We start from the raw sequence: 20,569 nt of genomic DNA on the forward strand, positions 1-20,569 counted from the left end.
AGATTTGCGGCATGGCTGATTTCGATCTCGTTCTTCAGGGCACGGTCGTGCTGCCGGAGCGTATTCTCGACCAAGGATATGTCGCGGTTCGCGATGGCAAGATCGCGGAAGTCGGCGTCGGTGTTCCGCCGGCAGCCAGCGAACGGCATCTGCTCGGCAAGGCGCTGATCCTGCCCGGAGCGATCGATGCGCAAGTGCATTCGCTCTCACAGAAGGACCAGGAAGACTTCATCTGGTCGACGCGTTCGGCCGCCGCCGGTGGCGTGACGACGATCGTCGACATGCCCTATGACGAGGGCAATCTGGTCTGCTCGGCAGAAGCCGTGAAGAAGAAGGTCGACCACGCGAGCCCGCAGGCCCGCGTCGACTTCGCGCTTTACGGCACGGTCGATCCCGAGGAAGGATCGGCGCGCATTCGCGAGATGGTCGACGCCGGTGTCGCGGCTTTCAAGTTTTCGACCTTCGGCACCGATCCGAAGCGTTTCCCGCGCATTCCGCCCGCGCTCCTCGACGCCTGTTTCGCAGCGATCGCGCCGACCGGCCTGACGGCCGGCGTCCATAACGAGGACGATGAGGCGGTGCGTTCCTATATCGAGAAGGTGAAGGCGAGCGGGATCACCGACTACCGTGCGCACGGCCTGTCGCGCCCGCCGATCACCGAGCTTCTCGCCATGCACACGATCTTCGAGACCGGCGCGAATACGGGATGCCCTTCTCATGTCGTTCACTGCTCGCTCGGGCGCGGCTACGACATCGCACGCGCCTACCGCCGCGACGGCTTCGAGGCGACGGTGGAGTGCTGCATTCACTATCTGACGCTCGACGAGGAAAACGACGTGAAGCGGCTGGGCGGCAAGGCGAAAATCAACCCGCCGATCCGCCCGCGCGCCGAAGTCGAGACGCTGTGGCGCAAGGTGGCCGAAGGCAACGTCTGGCTGGTTTCGACCGATCATGTGAGCTGGTCGGAAAACCGCAAGACCAATCCCGACATGCTGGCGAACGCCTCGGGCGTCCCCGGGCTGGAGGTCATGGTTCCGCTGTTCGTCAAGGGGGCGACGGAACGCGGCATTCCGCTGACATGGGCGGCAAAGCTGATGGCGGCGAACCCTGCGAAGCACTTCCGGCTCGACCATGTGAAGGGCGCTCTGACCCCCGGCAGGGATGCAGACATCGTCGTGCTGGAGCCCCGCGAAAGTGTCTACGACGCGGCGGCCAGCGGTAATAACGTCGTCGGCTGGAGCCCATACAACGGCATCCGGCTTCCCTGGACAGTGACCGCGACCTACCTGCGCGGCAGGCAGATCGCCAAGGGTTCGACAGTCACGTCGGAGCCGGGCACGGGGCGTTTTGTACGCCCGTTGCCGCGACAGATCATTGCCGGAGAAACCGCATGAGCCGCAACCTGCCGGTGAATGCGAACAGGATCGCAGAGGACATTCAGGCCCTGGCCGATATCACGGAGCCCGGCCATCCCTGGACGCGTCGCGCCTTCTCGCCGCTGTTTCTCGAGGGCCGAGCCTATATCGACGCACGGATGAAAGCGGCAGGACTGGAGACCCGGATCGATGCAGCGGGCAACCTGATCGGCAGACGGGCGGGCAAGAGGCCCGGCTCGGGAACGATTATGGTCGGGTCGCACTCGGATACCGTTCCAGACGGCGGGCGTTTCGACGGGATCGCCGGGGTGATTGCAGCGCTTGAGGTGGCGCGTGCCCTGAGCGACCAAGGCATACAGCTCGATCACGATCTGGAGATCGTCGACTTCCTGGCCGAGGAGGTCAGCATCTTCGGCGTTTCCTGCATCGGCAGCCGTGGCATGACCGGGCAACTGCCGGAAACCTGGCTTTCTCGCGAGACCGACGGGCGCGACCTTGCGACCGCCATCGGCGAGGTTGGCGGCGACCCTTCGACACTGCTTTCGCAGCAGCGACCTGACATCAAGGGGTTTCTTGAACTGCATATCGAGCAGGGGCCGGTCCTCGAAAACGAGAAGAAGGATATCGGCATCGTCACCGCGATCGCCGGGATCACGCGGATCGAGATCACCGTCGAGGGGCGCGCGGACCACGCCGGCACCACACCGATGGACAACCGCGCGGACGCGCTGGTCGCCGCATCTCAACTCGTCCTCGACATCCAGCGCGCCGCGGCGGAGCGGGCCAAACGGCCAGGACATTTCGCGGCGACCGTCGGAGAGTTCCGGATCGAGCCGAACGCGGCGAACGTGGTGCCGTCGAAGGCCGTTCTCCTCATCGACGGCCGGGCCGAGATCCGCAACGACATGGAAGTCTTCTGTGAATGGCTGGATGCCCATGTCATCAAGCTTGCGATCACCCACGGCGTTTCGATCAAGAGCCCGGTTCGCGTCTCCGACAATTTTCCGACGCCCGGCGATGCCGGCCTGCTGAAGACGCTGGAAGGCGCCTGCGAAACGGTTGGCGCCCGGCATCGGCGGATGGCGTCGGGCGCGGGGCATGACACGGCCTGGATCGCCAAGGTAGCGCCGGCGGCCATGATCTTCGTGCCCTGCAAGGAGGGACGCAGCCATTCCGCCGATGAATGGGCTGAAAATGACGATATCGCGCTTGGCGCCGCCGTGCTGTTCGAGGCGGTGCGCGAGATGGACAAGCAGATCTGAATTGCACCACCGACCGGGGCCGCGACGCCTCGTGGATCGGGAAGCCAGGAGAGGGTGAATGGGACGCATACTCGTTGAGAAAGACGTCGAGGCGGCCGTCAAGGGCGGGTCCGTCTATGCCGCCGGCGGCGGCGGTTGGGCGGACCACGGGCGCATGCTCGGCTATGCCGCCGTCAATGTCGGAAAGCCCGAGCTGGTTTCGATCGACGAACTGAAGGACGACGACTGGATCGCGACGGCCGCGGCCATCGGCGCACCCGCCTCTACCACACCCTGGGAAATGCAGGGCATCGACTATGTGAAGGCCGTGCAGCTGCTTCAGGAGGCGCTCGGCGAAAGGCTCTCCGGCCTGATCATCGGCCAGAACGGAAAGTCCTCGACGCTGAACGGCTGGCTTCCCTCCGCGATCCTCGGAACCAAGGTCGTCGATGCGGTCGGCGATATCCGGGCGCATCCGACCGGCGACATGGGATCGATCGGCATGGCCGGTTCACCGGAACCGATGATCCAGACGGCCGTGGGCGGCAACCGCGCCGAAAACCGCTACATCGAGCTGGTCGTCAAGGGCGCCACCGCCAAGGTCTCGCCGATCCTGCGCGCCGCTTCGGACCAATCTGGCGGCTTCATCGCCAGCTGCCGCAATCCGCTGCGCGCCTCCTATGTGCGCACCCATGCGGCTCTCGGCGGCATCTCGATGGCATTGACGCTTGGCGAGGCGATCATTGCCGCCGAGCGGATGGGCGGCTCCGCGGTGATCGACGCGATTTGCAGGACGACCGGCGGGCACATCCTTGCAGAAGGGATCATCACCAGGAAGGACGTCGTCTACACCAAGGAGGCCTTCGACATCGGCACGATCGTCGTCGGTTCCGGCGACAAGGCCGTGACCATGCATGTGATGAACGAATACATGGCGGTCGATGACACCGAGGGCAAGCGCGTCGCGACCTTCCCCTCTGTCATCACCACGCTCTCCCCTGACGGGGAACCGCTCAGCGTCGGCCAGCTCAAGGGCGGCATGCACGTGTTCATCCTGCATGTGCCGATGGGCATCATTCCACTCTCCGCAAGCGTTCTCGACCCGACGGTTTATCCGCCGGTGGAGAAGGCGATGGGGATCGAGATCGCGAAATATGCGCTGGCCGGCACCAATGATCGTCGGTGACCCGGAGCGGTTCGCTCTCGAGTTCGAGATTTCGACCGCTTATCCCGACCAGCATTTCTTGGCGCTCGGCCTATTCGTCGTTCATGTCGGCGGCAAGGGGTATGGTGTTCGCGCGCCAGATGCGACGACTTTTGGCAACGCAGTGGATGGCGTGAAGACACTTCTCCAGAACCCTATCGAGCCGACCAATCCAATCTTGGCCGGGATGTCAGCCGCTAACCTAGCAGAGCTCTATCTTGATGCGTTCTATCGCGACTGCCCCGAGAACATCCGCGACGATGAGCGCGATCAAACAGCGGAACTTTTCCTATCCCCACGATGTGAATGGCCGAATTTCGACCGGGAATTCGACGATGGCAGTCACATTCTCATTTTGGCGTTCCACGACTGTATCCGACTGGTTGCGTTCATGAACGATGATTACCAAGTCGCGGATTTGAGCGAGCAGCCGGTGAGGCTCGTGGAATTTCAAGACGTTCTACGTGCATGGTTGAGCGCTTTCGACATGCAACGCCAATCCGTCCTCCATCCGCACTAAGAAAGGAAATTCCATGCCGAAGGCCAATCCACGTCATCCGAAATTTCCGATCCCCGGCGGGCCGGAGCTGCGGGCCAAGGGCTGGCGGCAGGAGGCATTGCTCCGCTTGCTCGAGAACGTCCTCTCGGTGGGCGAGGATCCCGACAATCTCGTGGTCTATGCCGCTCTCGGCAAGGCGGCGCGAAACTGGGCCGCACACAAGGGCATCGTCAAGGCGCTGACTGAAATGGAGGAAGACCAGACGCTGCTGATCCAGTCCGGCAAGCCGATCGGGCTGGTGAAGACGCATGCCAAGGCGCCACTGGTGATCATGGCGAACTGCAATATCGTCGGACAATGGGCAAAGGCCGAGGTGTTCTACGAACTCCAGCGCAAGGGGCTGATCTGCTGGGGCGGGCTGACGGCCGGCGCCTGGCAGTATATCGGCAGCCAGGGCGTTATCCAGGGCACCTACGAGATCTTCATGCGCATCGCCGAACGACGCTTCGGCGGCGACCTCCATGGACGCTTCGTACTGACCGCTGGCCTGGGCGGCATGGGCGGCGCGCAGCCGCTGGCGGGGCGCATGGCGGGTGCTGCCATCCTTTGCGTCGATATCGACGCCGAACGGGCCAAGAAGCGCCAGGAGATCGGCTATCTGCAGGAGATCGCACCGGATCTCGACACGGCGCTGGAGATGATCGACGCGGCGGTGAAGGAGAAGCGGGCGCTGTCCGTCGGGCTGGTCGGCAATGCGGCGGAGGTCTATCCGGAGATCGCGCGGCGCGGCATCGTACCCGATATCGTCACGGATCAGACCTCGGCGCATGACCTCGTCTACGGCTACGTGCCGAAGGGCATGAGCCTTGCCCAGGTGAAGGAATTGCGCGACGACGGCCAAGGGCAGCTGATGGCGGCAAGCCGCGCCTCGATCGTCCAGCACGTTACGGCCATGCTGGATTTCCAGAAGAAGGGTTCCGAGGTCTTCGACAACGGCAACCTGATCCGCACGCAAGCGAAGGAGGGCGGCGTCGCCAATGCCTTCGACATTCCGATCTTTACGGAGGCCTATCTTCGGCCGCTGTTTGCCCGGGCAATCGGCCCCTTCCGCTGGATGGCACTGTCCGGTGAGGAGAGCGATATCGCCCGCATCGACGACCTGCTGCTCGAGATGTTCCCCGACAACAAGATCATCACCAACTGGATCCGGCTGGCCCGCGAGCATGTGCCCTTCGAGGGGCTGCCGGCGCGCATCGCCTGGCTCGGTCACGGCGAACGAACGGCGCTGGCGCGGCGCGTCAACCAGCTGGTGGCGAACGGAGAGCTCAAGGGGCCCGTTGCCTTCTCGCGTGATCATCTCGATGCCGGCGCCATGGCGCATCCGAACATCATGACGGAGCGGATGAAGGACGGGTCCGACGCCATCGCCGACTGGCCGCTGATCGATGCCATGATGCTCTGCTCGTCGATGGCCGATCTCGTGGTCGTCCACTCCGGCGGTGGCGGCTATGCCGGCTACATGACGAGTTGCGGCGTGACGGTTGTCGCCGATGGCACCGATGATGCCGACGAGCGGCTCGATCATGCGCTGACAAACGACACGGCGCTCGGCGTCATGCGCTATGCCGACGCGGGCTACGACGAGGCGCTGGACGAAGTGGCGAAGAAGGATGTTCCCTACATCAGGCTGGGATAGGTGGACGGTAACGCCGGTCTCTGCGGCTAAGCTGTGCCTCGATCGCGGTCTTGTCGATGACCGACCAGACTTCAACGATCCGGCCTTCGCGAAATTCGTAGAAGACGTTCTCGGTGAAGGCGACCCGCCTGCCGTTGACCGGCAAGCCGAACAGGATGCCTTTGGGCGTGCAATCGAACAGCAAGCGACTTCCCAATCTGGGGAAGTCGGTCACGATGAAATCGATGGTGAAGGACAGATCGGGGATCGCCTCGAAATCGCCAACGAGCATGTCTCGATAGCCAGACAGTCCGACATGCTCACCATTTTAGCGGACCTCATCGTCAACGAAGCGCGCGAGGTTCGGCCAGTCCTGATTGTTCAGGCAATCGATATAGCCTCGGTAGATCTCGGCAAGGGTGGATGTTGACATGGGTTACCCAGTCTGTTGAAGGGCTGCAGGGCTATCTAGCGAGGCGCGCCGCGGCGGCAAGCCTGGCGCCCTACCCTGTCAGGGTTTGAGGATAGACGAATGAAACCGCGCCATCATGTGGCGCAGGAAGTGAGTCTTCCACTCTGCACATCTGATAGGTATCAGATCACGGACCGAAGCATCGGCGTACAGAACGGACCCATCATGCAGCCACGCACCTACGGTATGCTCCTCGTCGTTATCGCGACCATCATGTGGAGCACGGCGGGTCTTTTCGTCCGCGCGCTCGACCTCGATATCTGGACGGTGCTCGGGTGGCGTTCCTTTTTCGGCGGGCTGACGCTATCGATCATCGTCCTGGCGAAGCACCGGATCAGCGCACTGCCCGGCAAGGTGCCCTTTTACTTCTACCCGCTCTTCGGGCTGATGGCCGCCATTTCGATGTATGGCTATGTCGGCGCGCTGAAGCTGACCACAGTGGCCAACGTTCTGGCGATCTACGCCACCGTTCCATTCGTCGCCGCCGGCATTTCCTATCTCTGGCTGAAGGAAGCGATCAGCAAGCGCGTTCTGGTCGCGAGCCTGATAGCTTTCGTCGGGGTTCTCATCGTTGCCGGTTTCGGGGCAAGGCCCGATGACATTGCGGGCAATGCGCTGGCCTTCCTGATGACCTTGACGTTCAGCATCCTTCTCGTCGCGGCGCGGCGCTACCCGGCGCTTCGGCTGGCGCCGGTCAACGCGCTCGGATCGGGTTTCTGCGTGCTGCTCTGCCTTCCGCTGATGTCCCACGACCTGCCGAGCCTGACTGATATCATCACGCTCGCGGTGTTCGGCTCGACAACCTCGGGGATCGCCTACCTGCTGTTCATGACCGGTGGCCGCTACATTCCGTCGGGAGAAGCAGGGCTGATCGGCCTGCTCGATGTCGTGCTCGGGCCGCTATGGGTGTGGCTGCTCTTTTCGGAGACGCCGTCCGTTCCGACAATCGTCGGCGGCGTGATCATTCTCTTCGCTGTCTTCTGGTATCTCTGGAGCGGTATGCGCGGCAGAGAGCCTCGACGCACGCTGAAGAACGTCTAACCCTCGTCGGGCTGGGCTCAGCTTTCCGGATTCGACACTTCGATCAGGTTGCCGTCCGGGTCGCGCAAATAGACGGAGCGGATCGGACCGTTCGCGCCAGTTCGCCTGACCGGCCCCTCCTCTATCACCACGCCCTCCGCCTGGAGATGCACAACGACCTGCTCCAGCAGTGTCGAGGCAATGAAGCACAGGTCGGCCGAACCGGACATCGGTTGTCTTGCCTTCGGCTCGAACTCCCGACCGGCCTGATGAAGGTTGATCTTCTGATTGCCGAACCTGAGCGCCTTGCGCCCCTCCCCGAAGGTTTCGATCGTCATGCCAAGCACCCGCGCATAGAAAGCGCAGGTCGCATCGATGTCGGCGACGGTGAGGACAAGGTGGTCAAGGCGATCGATGGTGATCATCGCCAAACCCTACCGCCTTGCCAGCCGTGCAGCAACGAGGGCGGCAATCATGCCCAGAGCCAGCATGATAAGCGTAAAGACCACAACGGCATTCCAACCATCCGCACCCCAGAAATAGCCGCCGGCCGAACCGGCCACGGACGAGCCGATGTAATAGGACAGCAGGTAGAGCGACGACGCGTGGCCCTTGGTGCCGCGCGCAAGGCGACCGACCAGTGCGCTCGCCACCGAGTGGGCAATGAAGAAGCCCGAGGTGAGCAACACGATGCCGAGGATGATCAGCGGCAGGGAAGCGGACAAAGTTGTGGCGACGCCCGCTGCCGCAACAGCGATGCCGGCGGGCAGAACGATGAAGTGGCCGATACGATCTCCGAGCATGCCGGCAATCCACGAGGCGGCGATGCCGAAGAGATAGACCGTAAAGATCAGGCCGAGTTCGGTCTGGTTGAGGTTATAAGGCGCCTGCACGAGCCGGAAGCCGATGTAGTTGTAGACCGTGACGAAGGTGCCCATGGCGAGAAAGCCGATGGCGAAAAGCAGCGGAAGTGCTGGATTGCTGATGTGGCCAACCCACGCCCTCAAGTGAAAGCGCGCATCGAACCCTTTGCGCGGCGTAAAGTTGCGCGATGCGGGCAGCAGCAGGAAGAAGCCGATCGCCGCGGCAAGGCCAAGCATGCCAAGAGCGCCAAGCGCTACGCGCCAGGAGAAGAATTCGGCCAGCGTGCCGGTGACGACGCGGCCGGCCATGCCCCCGAAAGCATTGCCCGCGATATAAAGGCCCATCGAGGCCCCAAGGCCGCGCGGATCGATTTCCTCCGAGAGATAGGCCATGGCGACGGCGGGCACACCTCCGAGCAACAGGCCTTCAAGTGCCCGGATGACCAGCAGAGCGTGCCAGCTTGGAACCAGCGCGCAGGCGATCGTGCAGATCGCGGCTCCGAGCAGCGAGGCAAACATCAGGCTGCGGCGGCCGAAGCTTTCGGAGACGGCGGCGGCGCAGAAGATGGCGAAGGCGAGGAAGCCGGTCGAGAGCGACAGCGACAGCGAACTGGCCGCAGGACTGATCGCGAAATGCTCGGCGAAAACAGGCATCAGGGGCTGGACGCAGTAGAGCAGCGAAAAGGTGGCGAAGCCGGAGAGGAAGAGCGCGATGCTGGCGCGTCTATAGGCCGGAGTTCCGCGCAGGAGGAACTGCTTTTCCTGCGGTTCGACCACTGCGGTCTCGACGACCTTGAGATTTGGACGGGATTGAAATTCGGAGACGTCTGGCTGCTTTTTTGCGGCGCGTGGCATGGGGGACCAACCTTTCACGCCTTTTGATCTAGCCAAGGCATCATCATTTGTCCAATATATGAAAGTGCCATTCTTGATACGTTTTGGAGATACCTATGGAGCTGCGTCACATCCGCTATTTCCTGGCTGTAGCAGAGGAAGGCAATTTCACCCGCGCCGCGGCCAAGCTCGGCATCGGCCAGCCGCCGCTCAGCCAGCAGATCCGGGATCTTGAGAATGAGATCGGAGCGGCGCTGTTTCACCGGGTGCCGCATGGCGCCGAGCTGACGGAAGCGGGCTCCGCTTTCCTGCCGGAAGGCAGGGCGGCCATTGCCGCTGCCGAAAAGGCCAAGCTTGCCGCGCAGCGTGCGACGCGCGGTGAGACCGGGCGGCTGGCGCTGGGCTTTACGGCGTCGTCGGCATTCAACACGGCTGTCAGCGGCACGATCCGCCGCTTTCGCAGCCAATGGCCTGACGTCAGCCTGTCGCTGACGGAGATGAACAGCAACTGGCTGATGGAAAAGCTGATGCGCGAAGAGATCGACGTCGCCTTCATCCGCCCGGGCCTGGAAGATCCGAAGGATGTACGGCTGAAGCGGCTGGCGGACGAGCCGATGCTGATCGCGCTGCCGGCGCACCATCCGCTTGCTGCGTTCAAGACGGTTCCGATCGCCGCGCTCGCCGGCGAACCTTTCATTCTCTTTCCGCGCACGGTCGGTCTCAGCCTCTATGACGATATCGTGCGCGGCTGCCGGGACGCCGGTTTCGAACTCGTGGTGACGCAGGAGGCGCCGCAGATTCCCTCGGTGGTCAATCTGGTCGCGGCGGATCTTGGCGTATCGATCGTACCCGCATCGATCGCGCATCTGGCGCTCGACGGTGTCGCCTATCGGCCGATCGAGGGACCGCCGCTGGTGGCCCGTCTCGGCCTTGCGATGCTTAAAGCCCAACGCTCGCGTGTTGCCGCCAACCTGATGAGCCTGATCTGATCAGCCGGCCGGGTCCCAATAAGGCGGATCGCCGAAGGTCTTGCGCAGATGATCGGCGACTGCCCGCAGCTTGGCGGAAGGATTGCGGCCCTCCGGATGCGCCATGTAGATGAACTCGGCTTCCGGTCGGTAGCCGACATCGACCTCTTGCAGATGTCCGGCGCTGATCGCCGGCCCGGCGATGAAGGCCGGCAGAAGCGCGATTCCCAGACCCGCGGCCGCGGCATCGCGGATCATGTCGCCGTTGTTCATGCCAAGCGCCTGGCTCGCACGGACAACGATGGCGCCATCCGGCGTCTGGAAACGCCAGTCGGCAACACCACGGTTGGTGTAGAAGATCCCCTTATGACCATCGAGATCGGCGAGCGTCTTCGGCATTCCGTGGCGTTTCAGATAGTCCGGCGAAGCGCATAGAAGCCGGCGGCTGCGGCTGAGCTTCCAAACGACCAGCCGGGAATCAACGATCGGACCGTGGCGAACGACGGCGTCATAGCCTTCGGAGGAAACATCGACGCGGCGATCATCGATATCCAGCACCAGCTCGATCTCCGGATGCTCGGCCAAGAACGGATAGAGGGCCGGGCCCAGATGCATGCGCCCGAAGGTGACCGGGGCCGCAATCCGCAACGGTCCTGAGAGCGTGCCCCGCCGTTCGGCCATCTCGGCGGATGCGTCCTCGATCTCCCGAACGATCCGGGACGCGCGCTGCAGGAAGGCGCTGCCATCCTCGGTCAGGGTGAGCTTGCGGGTCGTGCGATGAAGCAGGATCCCCCCGAGCGATTTCTCCAGCTCGGCAAGCCTTTCGCTCACGACTGATTTCGACAAACGCAAGCGCCTTGCCGCCTCGCTGACGGAGCCGGATTCCACCACGGCGACGAAAGCAGTTATCCCCTCAATCTTGATCATCGTTCGGCATTTCCGAATTCGAGTTCCGCTATCTGGAGACTAATCCGAACAAAAGAAAAATGCCATCTTCCACTCATCGAACGGGGCGCGAACGTCCCCTCAACCAACAACGGAGATGGAACAATGAACCGCTTGAATGGAAAAGTCGCAATCGTTACCGGCGCAAGCTCTGGCATCGGCCGCGCAACGGCCAAGCTCTTTGCATCGGAAGGCGCAAAGGTCGTGGTCGGCGCACGCCGCCAGGCAGAACTCGACAGCCTCGTCGAAGAGATCAAGGCAGCCGGCGGGAACGCCGTTGCCGTTGCCGGCGACGTGCGCTCGGAAGACTATCACAAGGCGCTGGTCTCCACGGCCGTCGATCGCTACGGCAAGCTCGACATTGCCTTCAACAATGCCGGCACGCTTGGTGAGGCTGGCCCGAGCACGGGTGTTTCGGAAGCCGGATTCAGCGACGCACTCGCCATCAACCTGACGGCATCCTTCCTGGCTGCCAAGCACCAGATCGGCCAGATGGAGAAGAACGGCGGCGGCTCGGTGATCTTCACCTCCACCTTCGTCGGCTACAGCTTCGCCTTCCCCGGCGTTGCCGCCTATGCCGCCAGCAAATCCGGCCTGATCGGCCTGACACAGGCGCTCGCCGCCGAGTTCGGCCAGAAGAACGTCCGCGTCAACGCCGTGTTGCCGGGGGCTGTCGACACCGACATGTACCGCGAGATGAACGACACCGAGGGCAAGCAGAGCTTCATCACCAATCTGCATGCGCTGAAGCGCGTTGCAGCGCCTGACGAACTTGCCCGCTCGGTTCTCTACCTCGCCTCGGACGATGCGAGCTTCGTGACCGGCACGGCCTCGTTGGTCGATGGTGGTGCCTCGATCACCCGCACCTGACCCCTTGCCCGATGATCCGCTCGTGATGGATAACCTTCCGGCGACGAGCGGATTTTCACAGACAGATTGTTATCGCATTTTTCAAAGATCAAAGGAAACGAGACAATGACACGCCTGCAGAACAAGACAGCCCTCATTACCGGCGGCACCAGCGGCATCGGCCTGGAGACAGCCCGCCAATTCATCGCCGAAGGTGCGCGCGTCGCTATCACCGGCAGCAGCGCCAAGAGCGTTGAGGCCGCCCGCGCCGAGCTTGGCGACAAGGTCCTAGTCATTCAGGCGGATGCAGGCAACGCCGCCGGCCAGCAGGTCGTGGCCAATGCGATCAAGGACGCCTTCGGCCAGCTCGACATTCTGTTCGTCAATGCCGGCATTGCCGAATTCGGCCCGCTGGAACAGTGGAGCGAAGCCGCCTTCGACAAGTCGATAGCGATCAACGTGAAGGGCCCGTTCTTCCTCATACAGGCGTTGCTGCCGGTCTTTTCCAAGCAGGCCTCGATCGTCCTCAACACCTCGATCAACGCGCATATCGGCATGCCGAACTCCAGCGTCTATTCGCTGACCAAGGGCGCACTGCTTACGCTTGCCAAGACGCTCTCGGGCGAACTCATCGGCCGCGGCATTCGCGTCAACGCCGTCAGCCCCGGCCCAATCGCCACGCCGCTCTACGGCAAGCTGGGGATGTCCGAAGCGGACTCCAAGGCAATGGCCAGCCACATCCAGACGCAGATCCCCGTCGGCCGGTTCGGCGATGCAGGTGAAGTGGCCAAGACGATCATCTTCCTCGCCTCGGACGAGGCCGCTTACATCGTCGGCAGCGAACTCATCATCGACGGCGGGATGAGCAACCTCTGAGATTTGGGATCCCAGAGGCAGCACGAGAAAGGCCGCGGTTCCTCTCCTCCGCGGCCTTTCCTTTTTTCCATCGCTACCGGCGGAACGGAGCGGCGATCAAGCGGGGCGCGTCTTCCTGGCTTTGAGATAGAGCCAGTCCAGCGCCAGCATGGCGACCAGAGATACCCCGACCAGGGGGAACACCACGCCGCCGACGAGCAGTATTGCAAGCAGGCCCCTGAACACGCGCCGGTCGGAGGGCATGGGCGGCACGCCCAGCGACCCGGCCGGGCGGCGCTTCCACCACATGACAGCCGCGGAGGCCGCCAGCATCACGATACCCATGCAGGCGGCAAGCAAGACGAGCTGGTTTACCAACCCGAACTCTTGCCCCATGTGGACGTTGATCCCCCATTCGAGCCATTTGCCGAGCGGGCCGTAGTCGGCAAAGCTCATGTCGAGGAGCGGCTGGCCCGAATATTGGTCCAGATGCACGACGCGTTGCTGCGACAGGTCATCCGGATAGACCGAACCGGTGTAGACGCCCATCGCATCACCCGGAATATTGACGGCATAGCCGCGATGGAGGCCGAGCCGGTCAAAAGTGGCGACCGCCTCATCGAGGCTGATCGGTGTCGCTCCATGCCGATGGCTGGTCGATTGCGGGATTTGGGCCTGCTCCAGAGACCAGGAGGTCTTGGCCACATGGTCGAGGTGATCGCCGGACATCGGAACAGCCACGCGCACGCCGGCCGGGTAGCCGAAGTTGCTGCCGTTCGCCCACTCGTTGACCTTGTCACCCCACACACCGGACCAAGGCATACCGGTGATCGCCAGGAAGACGATGAAGAAGCCGACGAAGAGGCCGGTCACCGCATGGGTATCGCGCCAGAAGACGCGTCGCTTCGGAGTGCCACGAACGCTGAGCACCCCGCCCGTCTGCCTGCGCGGCCACCAGAGATAGATGCCGGTTCCCACGAGAAGGATCGACCAGCCGGCGGCGATTTCAATCAAAGCCCGGGCGAATGAACCGAAATATTTGAGGCTGTGCAGGTAGCGGATCGTCCACATGATGGTCCCGCGGTCCGGCAAGGCGCCGAGCACCTCGCCGGTGTAAGGGTTGACATAGACGGCAAGCTTTCCCTCGCTCTCGGTGCTCACCGTGATCTCGGCCGAGGAGATTGGCGAAGGCGGATCGGTAAACTTGACCGCGGTTCCCGGATGCGCGGCAAGGGCGGCGGCCACCATGGCGGACGGTGCTGTCCTTCCAACATTCTCCTGAAGCTCGACCTGTTTGAAGTCGGAATAGACGGCCGCGTCGATCTCGTCCTTGAAGAGATAGAGCGCGCCGGTGATCGCGAGTGTGATCATGAAAGGCAGGACCATGAGCCCCGCATAGAAGTGCCAGCGCCAGACGGCGCGGTAGACGTCGGATGCAGAGCGCGCGGCAGCGCCGGCGCTCTCCCGACCGATGGTCAGATCGGACATGAATTGTTCCTAACGTGAAAGGTCTTGTGGACGCGCGAAGACACGGCGTCCCGAGAAAGATGACGTCAGGCGGACTGGGGAGGCGCGCGAGGCTCTGCGATGAGACCCCGCAATATCGGCGGAGCGGGCGTTTCGTGCGGGACGACAATATCGACGGTGGTTGCGACCACGATCCGAAGCAGATCGCCCTGCCCGCTGACGATGGCCGGCATCGCAGCCGAAGCCAGCCGGCACAATATGCCGCATGGGCACTCGGGAAGCTTCTTGACCGGCGCACCGCCATGCCCGACTTCGCCGATCGAGCCATCGGCGGCTGCAGAGCAGATGATCTGGAAAGGATCGACGGCCGAGGCGGCCATCGCGCCCTGCGCGGTGCCGGAAAGCAGGCCTTGCACAAGCAGCAGACAGCCGATCAGCAGCGCAATGGCGCTGGCCGTTCCCCTGTCCCGCAATAGGCGCCGAATCCTGCTCATGCGATCGTCCATGTCACAATCACACGGGCTTGTCACTGCGACCGATAAGACCTGCCCCTGCCGATTGCTTATTATTCGCCAAAGGCTTAGGGTCGAAGTCGGTTACTTGTGCGACGGGCGAGACCATGGTTTTCAGCGGCAAACGCATCCTTCTCATCATCTCGGGCGGCATTGCCGCCTATAAGAGCCTCGACCTGATCCGGCGGCTTCGCGAGCGCGGTGCGGCCGTCCGCCCCGTGATGACCAAGGGCGCGCAGGAGTTCGTAACGCCGCTTGCCGTCGGGGCGCTCGCTGCCGATCACGTCTTTACCGATCTTTTCTCGCGGCAGGACGAGCAGGACGTCGGCCATATCAGGCTGGCGCGCGATTGCGATCTGGTGCTCATCGCACCGGCTACCGCCGATCTGCTGGCGAAGATGGCCGCCGGGCTTGCCGACGACCTCGCCTCGACCATTCTGCTGGCAACCGACCGACCCGTTCTCGTGGCACCCGCCATGAACCCGCACATGTGGGCGCACGTCGCAACGAAGCGAAACGTCAGGACTCTCCGTGACGACGGTATCCGCTTTGTCGGACCGATGGCAGGAGAGATGGCCGAGAGCCGGGAGGCCGGCATCGGACGAATGGCAGAACCGCTCGACATTGTTGCCGCGGCCGAGGCTATGTTCGACGACAGCCCGAAGCCGCTGGCCGGCCGCAAGGCGATCGTCACCTCCGGGCCGACGCATGAGCCGATCGATCCCGTCCGCTACATAGCCAACCGCTCCTCCGGCCGTCAGGGCCACGCGATCGCTGCCGCGCTGGCGAAGCTAGGCGCCGAAGTCACGCTCGTATCTGGCCCTGTCTCCATCGCGGACCCGATCGGCGTCCGAGCGATCCACGTCGAGCGCGCGGAAGAGATGCGCGACGCCGTGCTTGCGGCACTTCCGGCCGACATTGCCGTCATGGTCGCGGCCGTTGCGGACTGGCGCGTCGCGTCCGCCTCCGGCCAGAAGATCAAGAAGCATCCTGGCGAATCCATTCCGACGCTGGCGCTGACTGAGAACCCCGACATCCTGAAGACGGTCGGACACCACACCATGCGGCCAAAGGTGGTCGTCGGCTTCGCGGCGGAAACCCAGAATGTCGAGAGCAATGCGAGGGCGAAGCTTGAACGCAAGGGGGCGGACTTCATCGTTGCCAACGACGTCTCGCCGGCCACCGGCATCATGGGCGGGGTTCGCAATCAGGTGAAGATCGTCGGCCGCGACGGCATCGAGCAATGGCCGGATCTCGCCAAGGACGAGGTGGCACACAGGCTGGCCACGCTGATCGCCAAACAGTTCAAGCCGTAGCGGCTATTCGCTGCCGGCCGGCTGCCCTTTCGTTCAGGCAGAACGGCGCAATGTCCAGACCGGTCTCGCTGAGCGTCACGGCGCTGCCATCCGGTATCTCCGCCCAAGCGTCGACGTCATCGTTGAGCGGCTCGGAGACAAGGCAGAATCCCTTGCCCAAAGGCGAAGCATAGAGCGTCGGAGCCTTGCGGTCCGTGGCATAGCGGATCGCATAAAGCGACTTTCCGTCAGAAAAAGCGGCCGTATAGCGCACCAATGCCGAGCCGAGGATCTTCTCGGCAAGCCCTTCGACAAAGCCGATCATCTCGGCCATCGCCGCGATCGGTGTCTGGCGCAAGCCGAATTGAAGGGCGAGCAGGAACATCAGTTCGGAATCGGTCGTGCCGCCGCGCGCGTTGAACAACTCGTCGTCGAGCATGGCTTCCATCGCCCGGCGCAAGCGCTCGAACCCGGCGATCTGGCCATTGTGCATGAATGACCAGTTGCCGAAGGCGAAGGGATGACAGTTGTCGCGCCGGGTGCCGCCGCCCGTGGCAGCGCGCACATGGGCGAGAAAAAGCGGCGAGCGGATCTGCCGCGCAAGGCTCTTCAGATTGCAGTCCGACCACGCCGGAAGCGTATCGCGGTAGCGTCCCGGCTCCGGACGGTCGCCATACCAGGCGATGCCGAAACCGTCGCCATTGGTCGCCGTCTTGGCGCGTGTTGCGCAATGGGATTGTTCGATCAGGGAATGCGCAGGCGAAGACACCAGCTCCTCAAGATAGAGGGGGTCTCCACGATAGGCTGCCCAGCGACACATGCTCTTTCACTCCGGAGCCCGCCGTGCCCGCGGCGGGAGAATGCTGAAACGCAACGACGATTGTCGAATCCGATGGTTAATAAGAACTAAACACAAAGACGGCTTGCAAGCGGAACATGACAATTTTCTGACGCCGGCTGCGATCAAATTCCGCGATGCAGCAATTCCTTTTGTGAACAGTGCGTTCTACCGGCGCCGGACTTCGCGGCCCTCGCCAACGTCGCTATATTTGCCGGCAAGTAGAACCACCGAGAGGATGATTATGTCGATCCGTCCCGTAAAGCATTTGAGCACTGCCACACCGACCATGGAGGGCGCCGGCGTCAAGCTGCACCGCGTCTTCGGCTTCGGCGATCCGTCATTGACCGATCCATTCCTGATGATGGACGATTTTCGCAACGATAATCCGGCGGAGTATATCCGCGGGTTCCCCTGGCATCCGCATCGCGGCATCGAGACCATCACCTATGTGCTGGCCGGTACCGTTGAACACGGTGATAGCCTCGGCAATCGTGGACTGCTGGGCGCCGGCGATATCCAGTGGATGACCGCGGGCAGCGGCATCATGCACCAGGAAATGCCGAAAGGCGATTTCGCCGGCCGCATGCACGGCTTTCAGCTCTGGGCCAATCTCCCATCGTCGCTGAAGATGACGGCGCCGCGCTATCAGGATGTCAAATCCGCTGATATCCCCGTGGTCGTCGATGACGACGGGACGGCCGTTCGCGTCATCTGTGGCAACTTCTGGGGCAAGGCCGGTCCTGTGGACGGCGTCGCCGCCGAGCCGATCTATCTCGACGTTTCGGTTCCGCCTGGCAAGAAGAAGCGCCTGCCGGTCGATACCTACCGCAACGCATTCGCCTATATCTTTGCCGGTTCCGGAACCTTCCGCGACGCCTCCAAGCCATTTGGCGTGCGTGTCGAGAAGGAGGTGAACGGCGAGGAACTGAACATCCGCGACATGTCCGGCAACCGGACGCTGGTTGTTTTCGATACCGGCGACGAGGTGACGGTACAGGCGGGCGACGAAGGCATCCGGTTCCTGCTGGTCTCGGGAAAGCCGATCGAGGAGCCAGTCGCGTGGCACGGACCGATCGTCATGAACTCGCGAGAAGAGATCATGCAGGCGATGCAAGAGCTGCAGAACGGCACCTTCATCAAGGCGGCACACTAACCCGGCTTACGAATGGCTGCCTTTCCACAGGAAGCGAGAGTGACGCTCGCGGGGCGTCACTCTCGTCCTGACCTTGTAAAAGTCATTGTAAAACCTCGTTGATTCCGATCGTCGGAAAATACAACGCCGACCTCCCGCAAATACGGAGCGCCACCCGTCGGGATTACATCTTGCATCTGCGACGAATCAGCCTACCTTTTACTTATCGACAACAGAACGAAAGGAAGGTGATCCAATGTCTAATGAGATTTCGGACCTCGTAACAGGCATGGAAGAGGTGAAGAAAGCGAGGCAGCCCTCGCTCTGAACCCAGCCTTCCTTGGATCGCCAAAGCGGTCCGGCCACGTTACAGGCCAAAGCTCATGGAAGGGTCGCCTCGGGCGGCCCTTTTCCATTTCTACCATCCTTATTCCTCCACCATCCCTGCTTTGCCTGACCGATTGACCACGGTCCTCATTCGGATTATTCGTAAAGTCATCTGATGACTTGATGAAACGCCGATGCAACCACTCGCAAAAACCAATCTCGCCGAAACGGCGATCAAAGCGATCCGTGCCGAGATCCTGGCGAAACGCTGGGCCATCGGCGACAAGCTGCCCAACGAAGCCACGCTCTCCGCCATGCTTTCCGTCAGCCGCGGCACCATCCGCGAGGCGGTGCGCGTGCTCGTTTCCCAAGGGCTTCTGGAGACCCGGCAGGGTTCCGGAACATATGTGCTGTCGACGACCGACGCGGTCCTGCCGCTGACCATGGCGCGACGGGCGAGCCTGCGCGACCTGTTTGAGGCACGCTGCGCGCTCGATGTCGAAGCGGCGCGGCTCGCCGCCCTCCGGCAGGCGCCCGACACGGTCGCCGGACTGCGCGGGCTACTGGCGCAACGCGGAAACTTCGAAGGCGGCGACAAGTCCGCCTTCGTCAAGCGTGATCTTGCGTTCCATCAGGCAATCATTGCCGCTTCCGGCAATCGCGCGATGATCGAGATCTATGCGTTTTTCTCCACCTCGATTGCCGAGACCATCGAAGCGACGCTTGGGGAGGATATTCCCGAACCCGACATGCAGGCGCACACCGATATCGTCGACGCCATCGCGACGGGCGATCCCGACAAGGCCGATGCGGCGGTGCGCCGTTTCATGGCTCCCGTTATCAGCGCACTCGACCGGATGCTTCTTTCATGACCACGCCTTTGCATGACACGACCCCCGCTTATGACCTTGCAGACGAGCAGCTGATCGATGCCGAAGCCGACAGCACGCCGCAACCGGTGCCGCCCTCCACGAGCCCTGCCGGACGGCTCGTGCTCGGAGCAAGCCTTGTCCTGATTGCATTCAACCTGCGGCCTGTCTTCTCCAGCGCATCGGCGCTGCTTCCAGAAATCCGCTCTGAACTGGGCTTGTCAACGCTTGGCGCCAGTTTGCTGACGACGCTGCCGGTGGTTTGCCTCGGTGCCTTTTCGCCTTTTGCACCGCGGCTTGCGCAGCGTTTCGGTTCCGAGCGCACGCTTCTCGGCGTGCTGTTCCTGCTTGCTCTCGGAACGGCACTGCGCGGTACGTCATCGGTACCTTTGCTTTTCCTCGGAACGGCAATCGCCGGCGCCTGCATAGCCGTCGGCAATGTGCTGCTGCCGGGTTTGGTCAAGCGCGACTTTGCTGACCGGGCAGCGCTGATGACCGGTTTCTACACGATGGCGCTTTGTGCCGGAGCGGCGAGCGCCGCCGGATTGACGCTTCCGCTCGAGCGGGCGCTTGGCGGCTCAATGGCGGGTGCGCTGTCCGCCTGGGCACTGCCGGCCCTGATTGTGGGATTGATCTGGCTGCCGCAGGTTCTCTCGACGACATCGCAGGTCAGGCGCAGCGGCTATTCGGTTGTCGGCCTGTGGCGAGATCGTCTTGCCTGGCAGGTCACGCTTTTCATGGGTCTGCAATCGGCGCTCGCCTATTGTGTATTCGGCTGGCTCGTGCCGATCCTGCGCGAACGCGGGCTGGATGGCGTCACCGCCGGCGCCATCGTTTCGGCATCGGTCATGATCCAAGCCGCCTCCTGCCTCGTCGCGCCGCAGATCGCGGTCAGAGGCAAGGACCAGCGCGTCATCAACGCTTCGCTCTGCGTGATCGCGGTCGTTGCCCTGCTTGGCCTGCTGTTTGCTCCGCTTTCCACGGTCTGGATCTGGGCGGTCCTGCAGGGCATCGGTCAGGGTGGCCTTATCGCGGTGGCGATGACGGCGATCGTCTTGCGCTCGCGGGATGCACATGTCGCGGCGCACCTCTCCGGCATGGCGCAGTGCGTGGGTTATCTGCTTGCGGCCATCGGCCCGCTGGTCGTCGGCCTCATTCGCGGGTGGACGGGGAGCTTTGCGTGGTGCGCGGTTCTCTTTGTCGTGCTCGGCGCCGGCGCGGCGATCAACGGCTGGAGTGCCGGACGCGCGCGCTACGTCGAGGCGCGCACCATCGAAAAAGCGGGTTGAAGATCACCATCTCTTGATCCCGCTTTCTCCGCCGGG

Annotated in this window: 19 protein-coding genes and 1 pseudogene; 13 read left to right on the forward strand and 7 right to left on the reverse strand. The window is 62.8% G+C overall.

Annotation, left to right across the window (positions count from 1 at the left end):
- Nucleotides 1–11 precede the first annotated feature (11 nt).
- The 5 genes from ertD to ertB are packed head-to-tail and all read left to right on the forward strand — an operon-like array spanning nt 12 to nt 6,016.
- Nucleotides 12–1,394, forward strand: a complete 1,383-nt coding sequence (gene ertD, locus QTL94_RS03160; protein ID WP_289800555.1) for a hydantoin-5-propionate amidohydrolase — start codon at nt 12–14, stop codon at nt 1,392–1,394.
- Nucleotides 1,391–2,638, forward strand: coding sequence for a Zn-dependent hydrolase (locus tag QTL94_RS03165; protein ID WP_289800556.1), 1,248 nt, complete (start codon nt 1,391–1,393; stop codon nt 2,636–2,638). The genes ertD and QTL94_RS03165 overlap by 4 nt, the downstream gene beginning before the upstream one ends.
- Nucleotides 2,639–2,696: 58 nt before the next feature.
- Nucleotides 2,697–3,803 carry a thiohydantoin desulfurase gene (ertC, locus tag QTL94_RS03170; RefSeq protein WP_289800557.1) on the forward strand — a complete coding sequence of 369 codons (1,107 nt, stop codon included), beginning with the start codon at nt 2,697–2,699 and terminating at the stop codon, nt 3,801–3,803.
- Complete coding sequence (locus QTL94_RS03175) at nt 3,790–4,341, forward strand: Imm42 family immunity protein (protein WP_289800558.1); 552 nt, start codon at nt 3,790–3,792, stop codon at nt 4,339–4,341. The genes ertC and QTL94_RS03175 overlap by 14 nt, the downstream gene beginning before the upstream one ends.
- Before the next feature lie 13 nt (nt 4,342–4,354).
- Complete coding sequence (gene ertB / locus QTL94_RS03180; RefSeq protein ID WP_289800559.1) at nt 4,355–6,016, forward strand: thiourocanate hydratase; 1,662 nt, start codon at nt 4,355–4,357, stop codon at nt 6,014–6,016.
- Here the strand turns inward: ertB and QTL94_RS03185 are convergent.
- Nucleotides 6,003–6,428, reverse strand: a pseudogene (locus tag QTL94_RS03185) (ester cyclase). The gene ertB and the pseudogene QTL94_RS03185 overlap by 14 nt on opposite strands.
- A gap of 99 nt (nt 6,429–6,527) precedes the next feature.
- Here QTL94_RS03185 and QTL94_RS03190 point away from each other — a divergent pair.
- Entirely contained in the window at nt 6,528–7,508 is a 981-nt protein-coding gene (locus tag QTL94_RS03190) for a DMT family transporter (protein ID WP_289800560.1), read from the forward strand.
- Nucleotides 7,509–7,525: 17 nt separating this feature from the next.
- Here the strand turns inward: QTL94_RS03190 and QTL94_RS03195 are convergent, their stop codons facing one another.
- Together QTL94_RS03195 and QTL94_RS03200 are read right to left on the reverse strand one after the other, a co-directional pair.
- Nucleotides 7,526–7,912 carry a VOC family protein gene (locus QTL94_RS03195; RefSeq protein ID WP_289800561.1) on the reverse strand — a complete coding sequence of 129 codons (387 nt, stop codon included), beginning with the start codon at nt 7,910–7,912 and terminating at the stop codon, nt 7,526–7,528.
- A gap of 9 nt (nt 7,913–7,921) precedes the next feature.
- The gene (locus QTL94_RS03200) at nt 7,922–9,205 is read right to left on the reverse strand and encodes an MFS transporter (protein WP_289800562.1); all 1,284 of its coding nucleotides are present in this window, start codon (nt 9,203–9,205) and stop codon (nt 7,922–7,924) included.
- 95 nt (nt 9,206–9,300) lie between these two features.
- Here QTL94_RS03200 and QTL94_RS03205 point away from each other — a divergent pair, with 95 nt between their 5' ends.
- Nucleotides 9,301–10,173, forward strand: a complete 873-nt coding sequence (locus tag QTL94_RS03205) for a LysR family transcriptional regulator (protein ID WP_289800563.1) — start codon at nt 9,301–9,303, stop codon at nt 10,171–10,173.
- Here the strand turns inward: QTL94_RS03205 and QTL94_RS03210 are convergent, their stop codons facing one another.
- Complete coding sequence (locus tag QTL94_RS03210; RefSeq protein WP_289800564.1) at nt 10,174–11,079, reverse strand: LysR family transcriptional regulator; 906 nt, start codon at nt 11,077–11,079, stop codon at nt 10,174–10,176. It abuts the gene before it with no gap.
- Between the two features lie 123 nt (nt 11,080–11,202).
- Between QTL94_RS03210 and QTL94_RS03215 the strand changes: the two genes are divergently transcribed.
- Together QTL94_RS03215 and QTL94_RS03220 are read left to right on the forward strand one after the other, a co-directional pair.
- Nucleotides 11,203–11,967 (forward strand): SDR family oxidoreductase, encoded by a 765-nt coding sequence (locus tag QTL94_RS03215; RefSeq protein WP_289800565.1) that lies wholly within the window; start codon nt 11,203–11,205, stop codon nt 11,965–11,967.
- Between the two features lie 105 nt (nt 11,968–12,072).
- Nucleotides 12,073–12,822, forward strand: coding sequence for an SDR family oxidoreductase (locus QTL94_RS03220; RefSeq protein ID WP_289800566.1), 750 nt, complete (start codon nt 12,073–12,075; stop codon nt 12,820–12,822).
- A gap of 96 nt (nt 12,823–12,918) precedes the next feature.
- Here the strand turns inward: QTL94_RS03220 and QTL94_RS03225 are convergent, their stop codons facing one another.
- Both QTL94_RS03225 and QTL94_RS03230 read right to left on the reverse strand, forming a co-directional pair.
- Nucleotides 12,919–14,289 (reverse strand): PepSY-associated TM helix domain-containing protein, encoded by a 1,371-nt coding sequence (locus tag QTL94_RS03225; RefSeq protein ID WP_289800567.1) that lies wholly within the window; start codon nt 14,287–14,289, stop codon nt 12,919–12,921.
- Nucleotides 14,290–14,354: 65 nt separating this feature from the next.
- Nucleotides 14,355–14,762: a hypothetical protein gene (locus QTL94_RS03230; protein WP_289800568.1), complete on the reverse strand. Its 408-nt coding sequence runs from the start codon at nt 14,760–14,762 to the stop codon at nt 14,355–14,357.
- Nucleotides 14,763–14,887: 125 nt separating this feature from the next.
- Here QTL94_RS03230 and coaBC point away from each other — a divergent pair, with 125 nt between their 5' ends.
- Nucleotides 14,888–16,096 (forward strand): bifunctional phosphopantothenoylcysteine decarboxylase/phosphopantothenate--cysteine ligase CoaBC, encoded by a 1,209-nt coding sequence (gene coaBC / locus QTL94_RS03235; protein WP_289800569.1) that lies wholly within the window; start codon nt 14,888–14,890, stop codon nt 16,094–16,096.
- Here the strand turns inward: coaBC and QTL94_RS03240 are convergent.
- Entirely contained in the window at nt 16,086–16,895 is an 810-nt protein-coding gene (locus QTL94_RS03240; protein WP_289800570.1) for a class II glutamine amidotransferase, read from the reverse strand. The two genes, coaBC and QTL94_RS03240, sit on opposite strands and share 11 nt — an antisense overlap.
- 262 nt (nt 16,896–17,157) lie before the next feature.
- On the opposite strand from QTL94_RS03240, the gene QTL94_RS03245 reads away from it, so the two are divergent.
- From QTL94_RS03245 to QTL94_RS03255, 3 genes are all read left to right on the forward strand, one after another.
- Nucleotides 17,158–18,069 carry a pirin family protein gene (locus QTL94_RS03245; protein WP_289800571.1) on the forward strand — a complete coding sequence of 304 codons (912 nt, stop codon included), beginning with the start codon at nt 17,158–17,160 and terminating at the stop codon, nt 18,067–18,069.
- Nucleotides 18,070–18,569: 500 nt separating this feature from the next.
- The gene (locus tag QTL94_RS03250; RefSeq protein WP_289800572.1) at nt 18,570–19,247 is read left to right on the forward strand and encodes a FadR/GntR family transcriptional regulator; all 678 of its coding nucleotides are present in this window, start codon (nt 18,570–18,572) and stop codon (nt 19,245–19,247) included.
- A complete protein-coding gene (locus tag QTL94_RS03255) occupies nt 19,244–20,533 on the forward strand; it encodes a CynX/NimT family MFS transporter (RefSeq protein ID WP_289800573.1) in 1,290 nt (429 codons plus the stop codon). Before QTL94_RS03250 ends, QTL94_RS03255 begins: the two co-directional genes overlap by 4 nt.
- The last annotated feature ends 36 nt before the right edge of the window (nt 20,534–20,569 follow it).

The sequence above is a fragment of the Rhizobium sp. S96 genome, from assembly GCF_030382195.1.
Lineage (GTDB): Bacteria > Pseudomonadota > Alphaproteobacteria > Rhizobiales > Rhizobiaceae > Rhizobium.

Coding starts and splice junctions, on each gene's coding strand:
- ertB (WP_289800559.1), top strand. CDS start 4,355: ATGCCGAAGGCCAATCCACGTCATCCGAAATTTCCGATCCCCGGCGGG.
- ertD (WP_289800555.1), top strand. CDS start 12: ATGGCTGATTTCGATCTCGTTCTTCAGGGCACGGTCGTGCTGCCGGAG.
- coaBC (WP_289800569.1), top strand. CDS start 14,888: ATGGTTTTCAGCGGCAAACGCATCCTTCTCATCATCTCGGGCGGCATT.
- QTL94_RS03200 (WP_289800562.1), bottom strand. CDS start 9,205: ATGCCACGCGCCGCAAAAAAGCAGCCAGACGTCTCCGAATTTCAATCC.
- QTL94_RS03205 (WP_289800563.1), top strand. CDS start 9,301: ATGGAGCTGCGTCACATCCGCTATTTCCTGGCTGTAGCAGAGGAAGGC.
- QTL94_RS03215 (WP_289800565.1), top strand. CDS start 11,203: ATGAACCGCTTGAATGGAAAAGTCGCAATCGTTACCGGCGCAAGCTCT.
- QTL94_RS03230 (WP_289800568.1), bottom strand. CDS start 14,762: ATGAGCAGGATTCGGCGCCTATTGCGGGACAGGGGAACGGCCAGCGCC.
- QTL94_RS03250 (WP_289800572.1), top strand. CDS start 18,570: ATGCAACCACTCGCAAAAACCAATCTCGCCGAAACGGCGATCAAAGCG.
- QTL94_RS03225 (WP_289800567.1), bottom strand. CDS start 14,289: ATGTCCGATCTGACCATCGGTCGGGAGAGCGCCGGCGCTGCCGCGCGC.
- QTL94_RS03220 (WP_289800566.1), top strand. CDS start 12,073: ATGACACGCCTGCAGAACAAGACAGCCCTCATTACCGGCGGCACCAGC.
- QTL94_RS03210 (WP_289800564.1), bottom strand. CDS start 11,079: ATGATCAAGATTGAGGGGATAACTGCTTTCGTCGCCGTGGTGGAATCC.
- QTL94_RS03240 (WP_289800570.1), bottom strand. CDS start 16,895: ATGTGTCGCTGGGCAGCCTATCGTGGAGACCCCCTCTATCTTGAGGAG.
- QTL94_RS03245 (WP_289800571.1), top strand. CDS start 17,158: ATGTCGATCCGTCCCGTAAAGCATTTGAGCACTGCCACACCGACCATG.
- QTL94_RS03165 (WP_289800556.1), top strand. CDS start 1,391: ATGAGCCGCAACCTGCCGGTGAATGCGAACAGGATCGCAGAGGACATT.
- QTL94_RS03255 (WP_289800573.1), top strand. CDS start 19,244: ATGACCACGCCTTTGCATGACACGACCCCCGCTTATGACCTTGCAGAC.
- QTL94_RS03195 (WP_289800561.1), bottom strand. CDS start 7,912: ATGATCACCATCGATCGCCTTGACCACCTTGTCCTCACCGTCGCCGAC.
- QTL94_RS03175 (WP_289800558.1), top strand. CDS start 3,790: ATGATCGTCGGTGACCCGGAGCGGTTCGCTCTCGAGTTCGAGATTTCG.
- ertC (WP_289800557.1), top strand. CDS start 2,697: ATGGGACGCATACTCGTTGAGAAAGACGTCGAGGCGGCCGTCAAGGGC.
- QTL94_RS03190 (WP_289800560.1), top strand. CDS start 6,528: ATGAAACCGCGCCATCATGTGGCGCAGGAAGTGAGTCTTCCACTCTGC.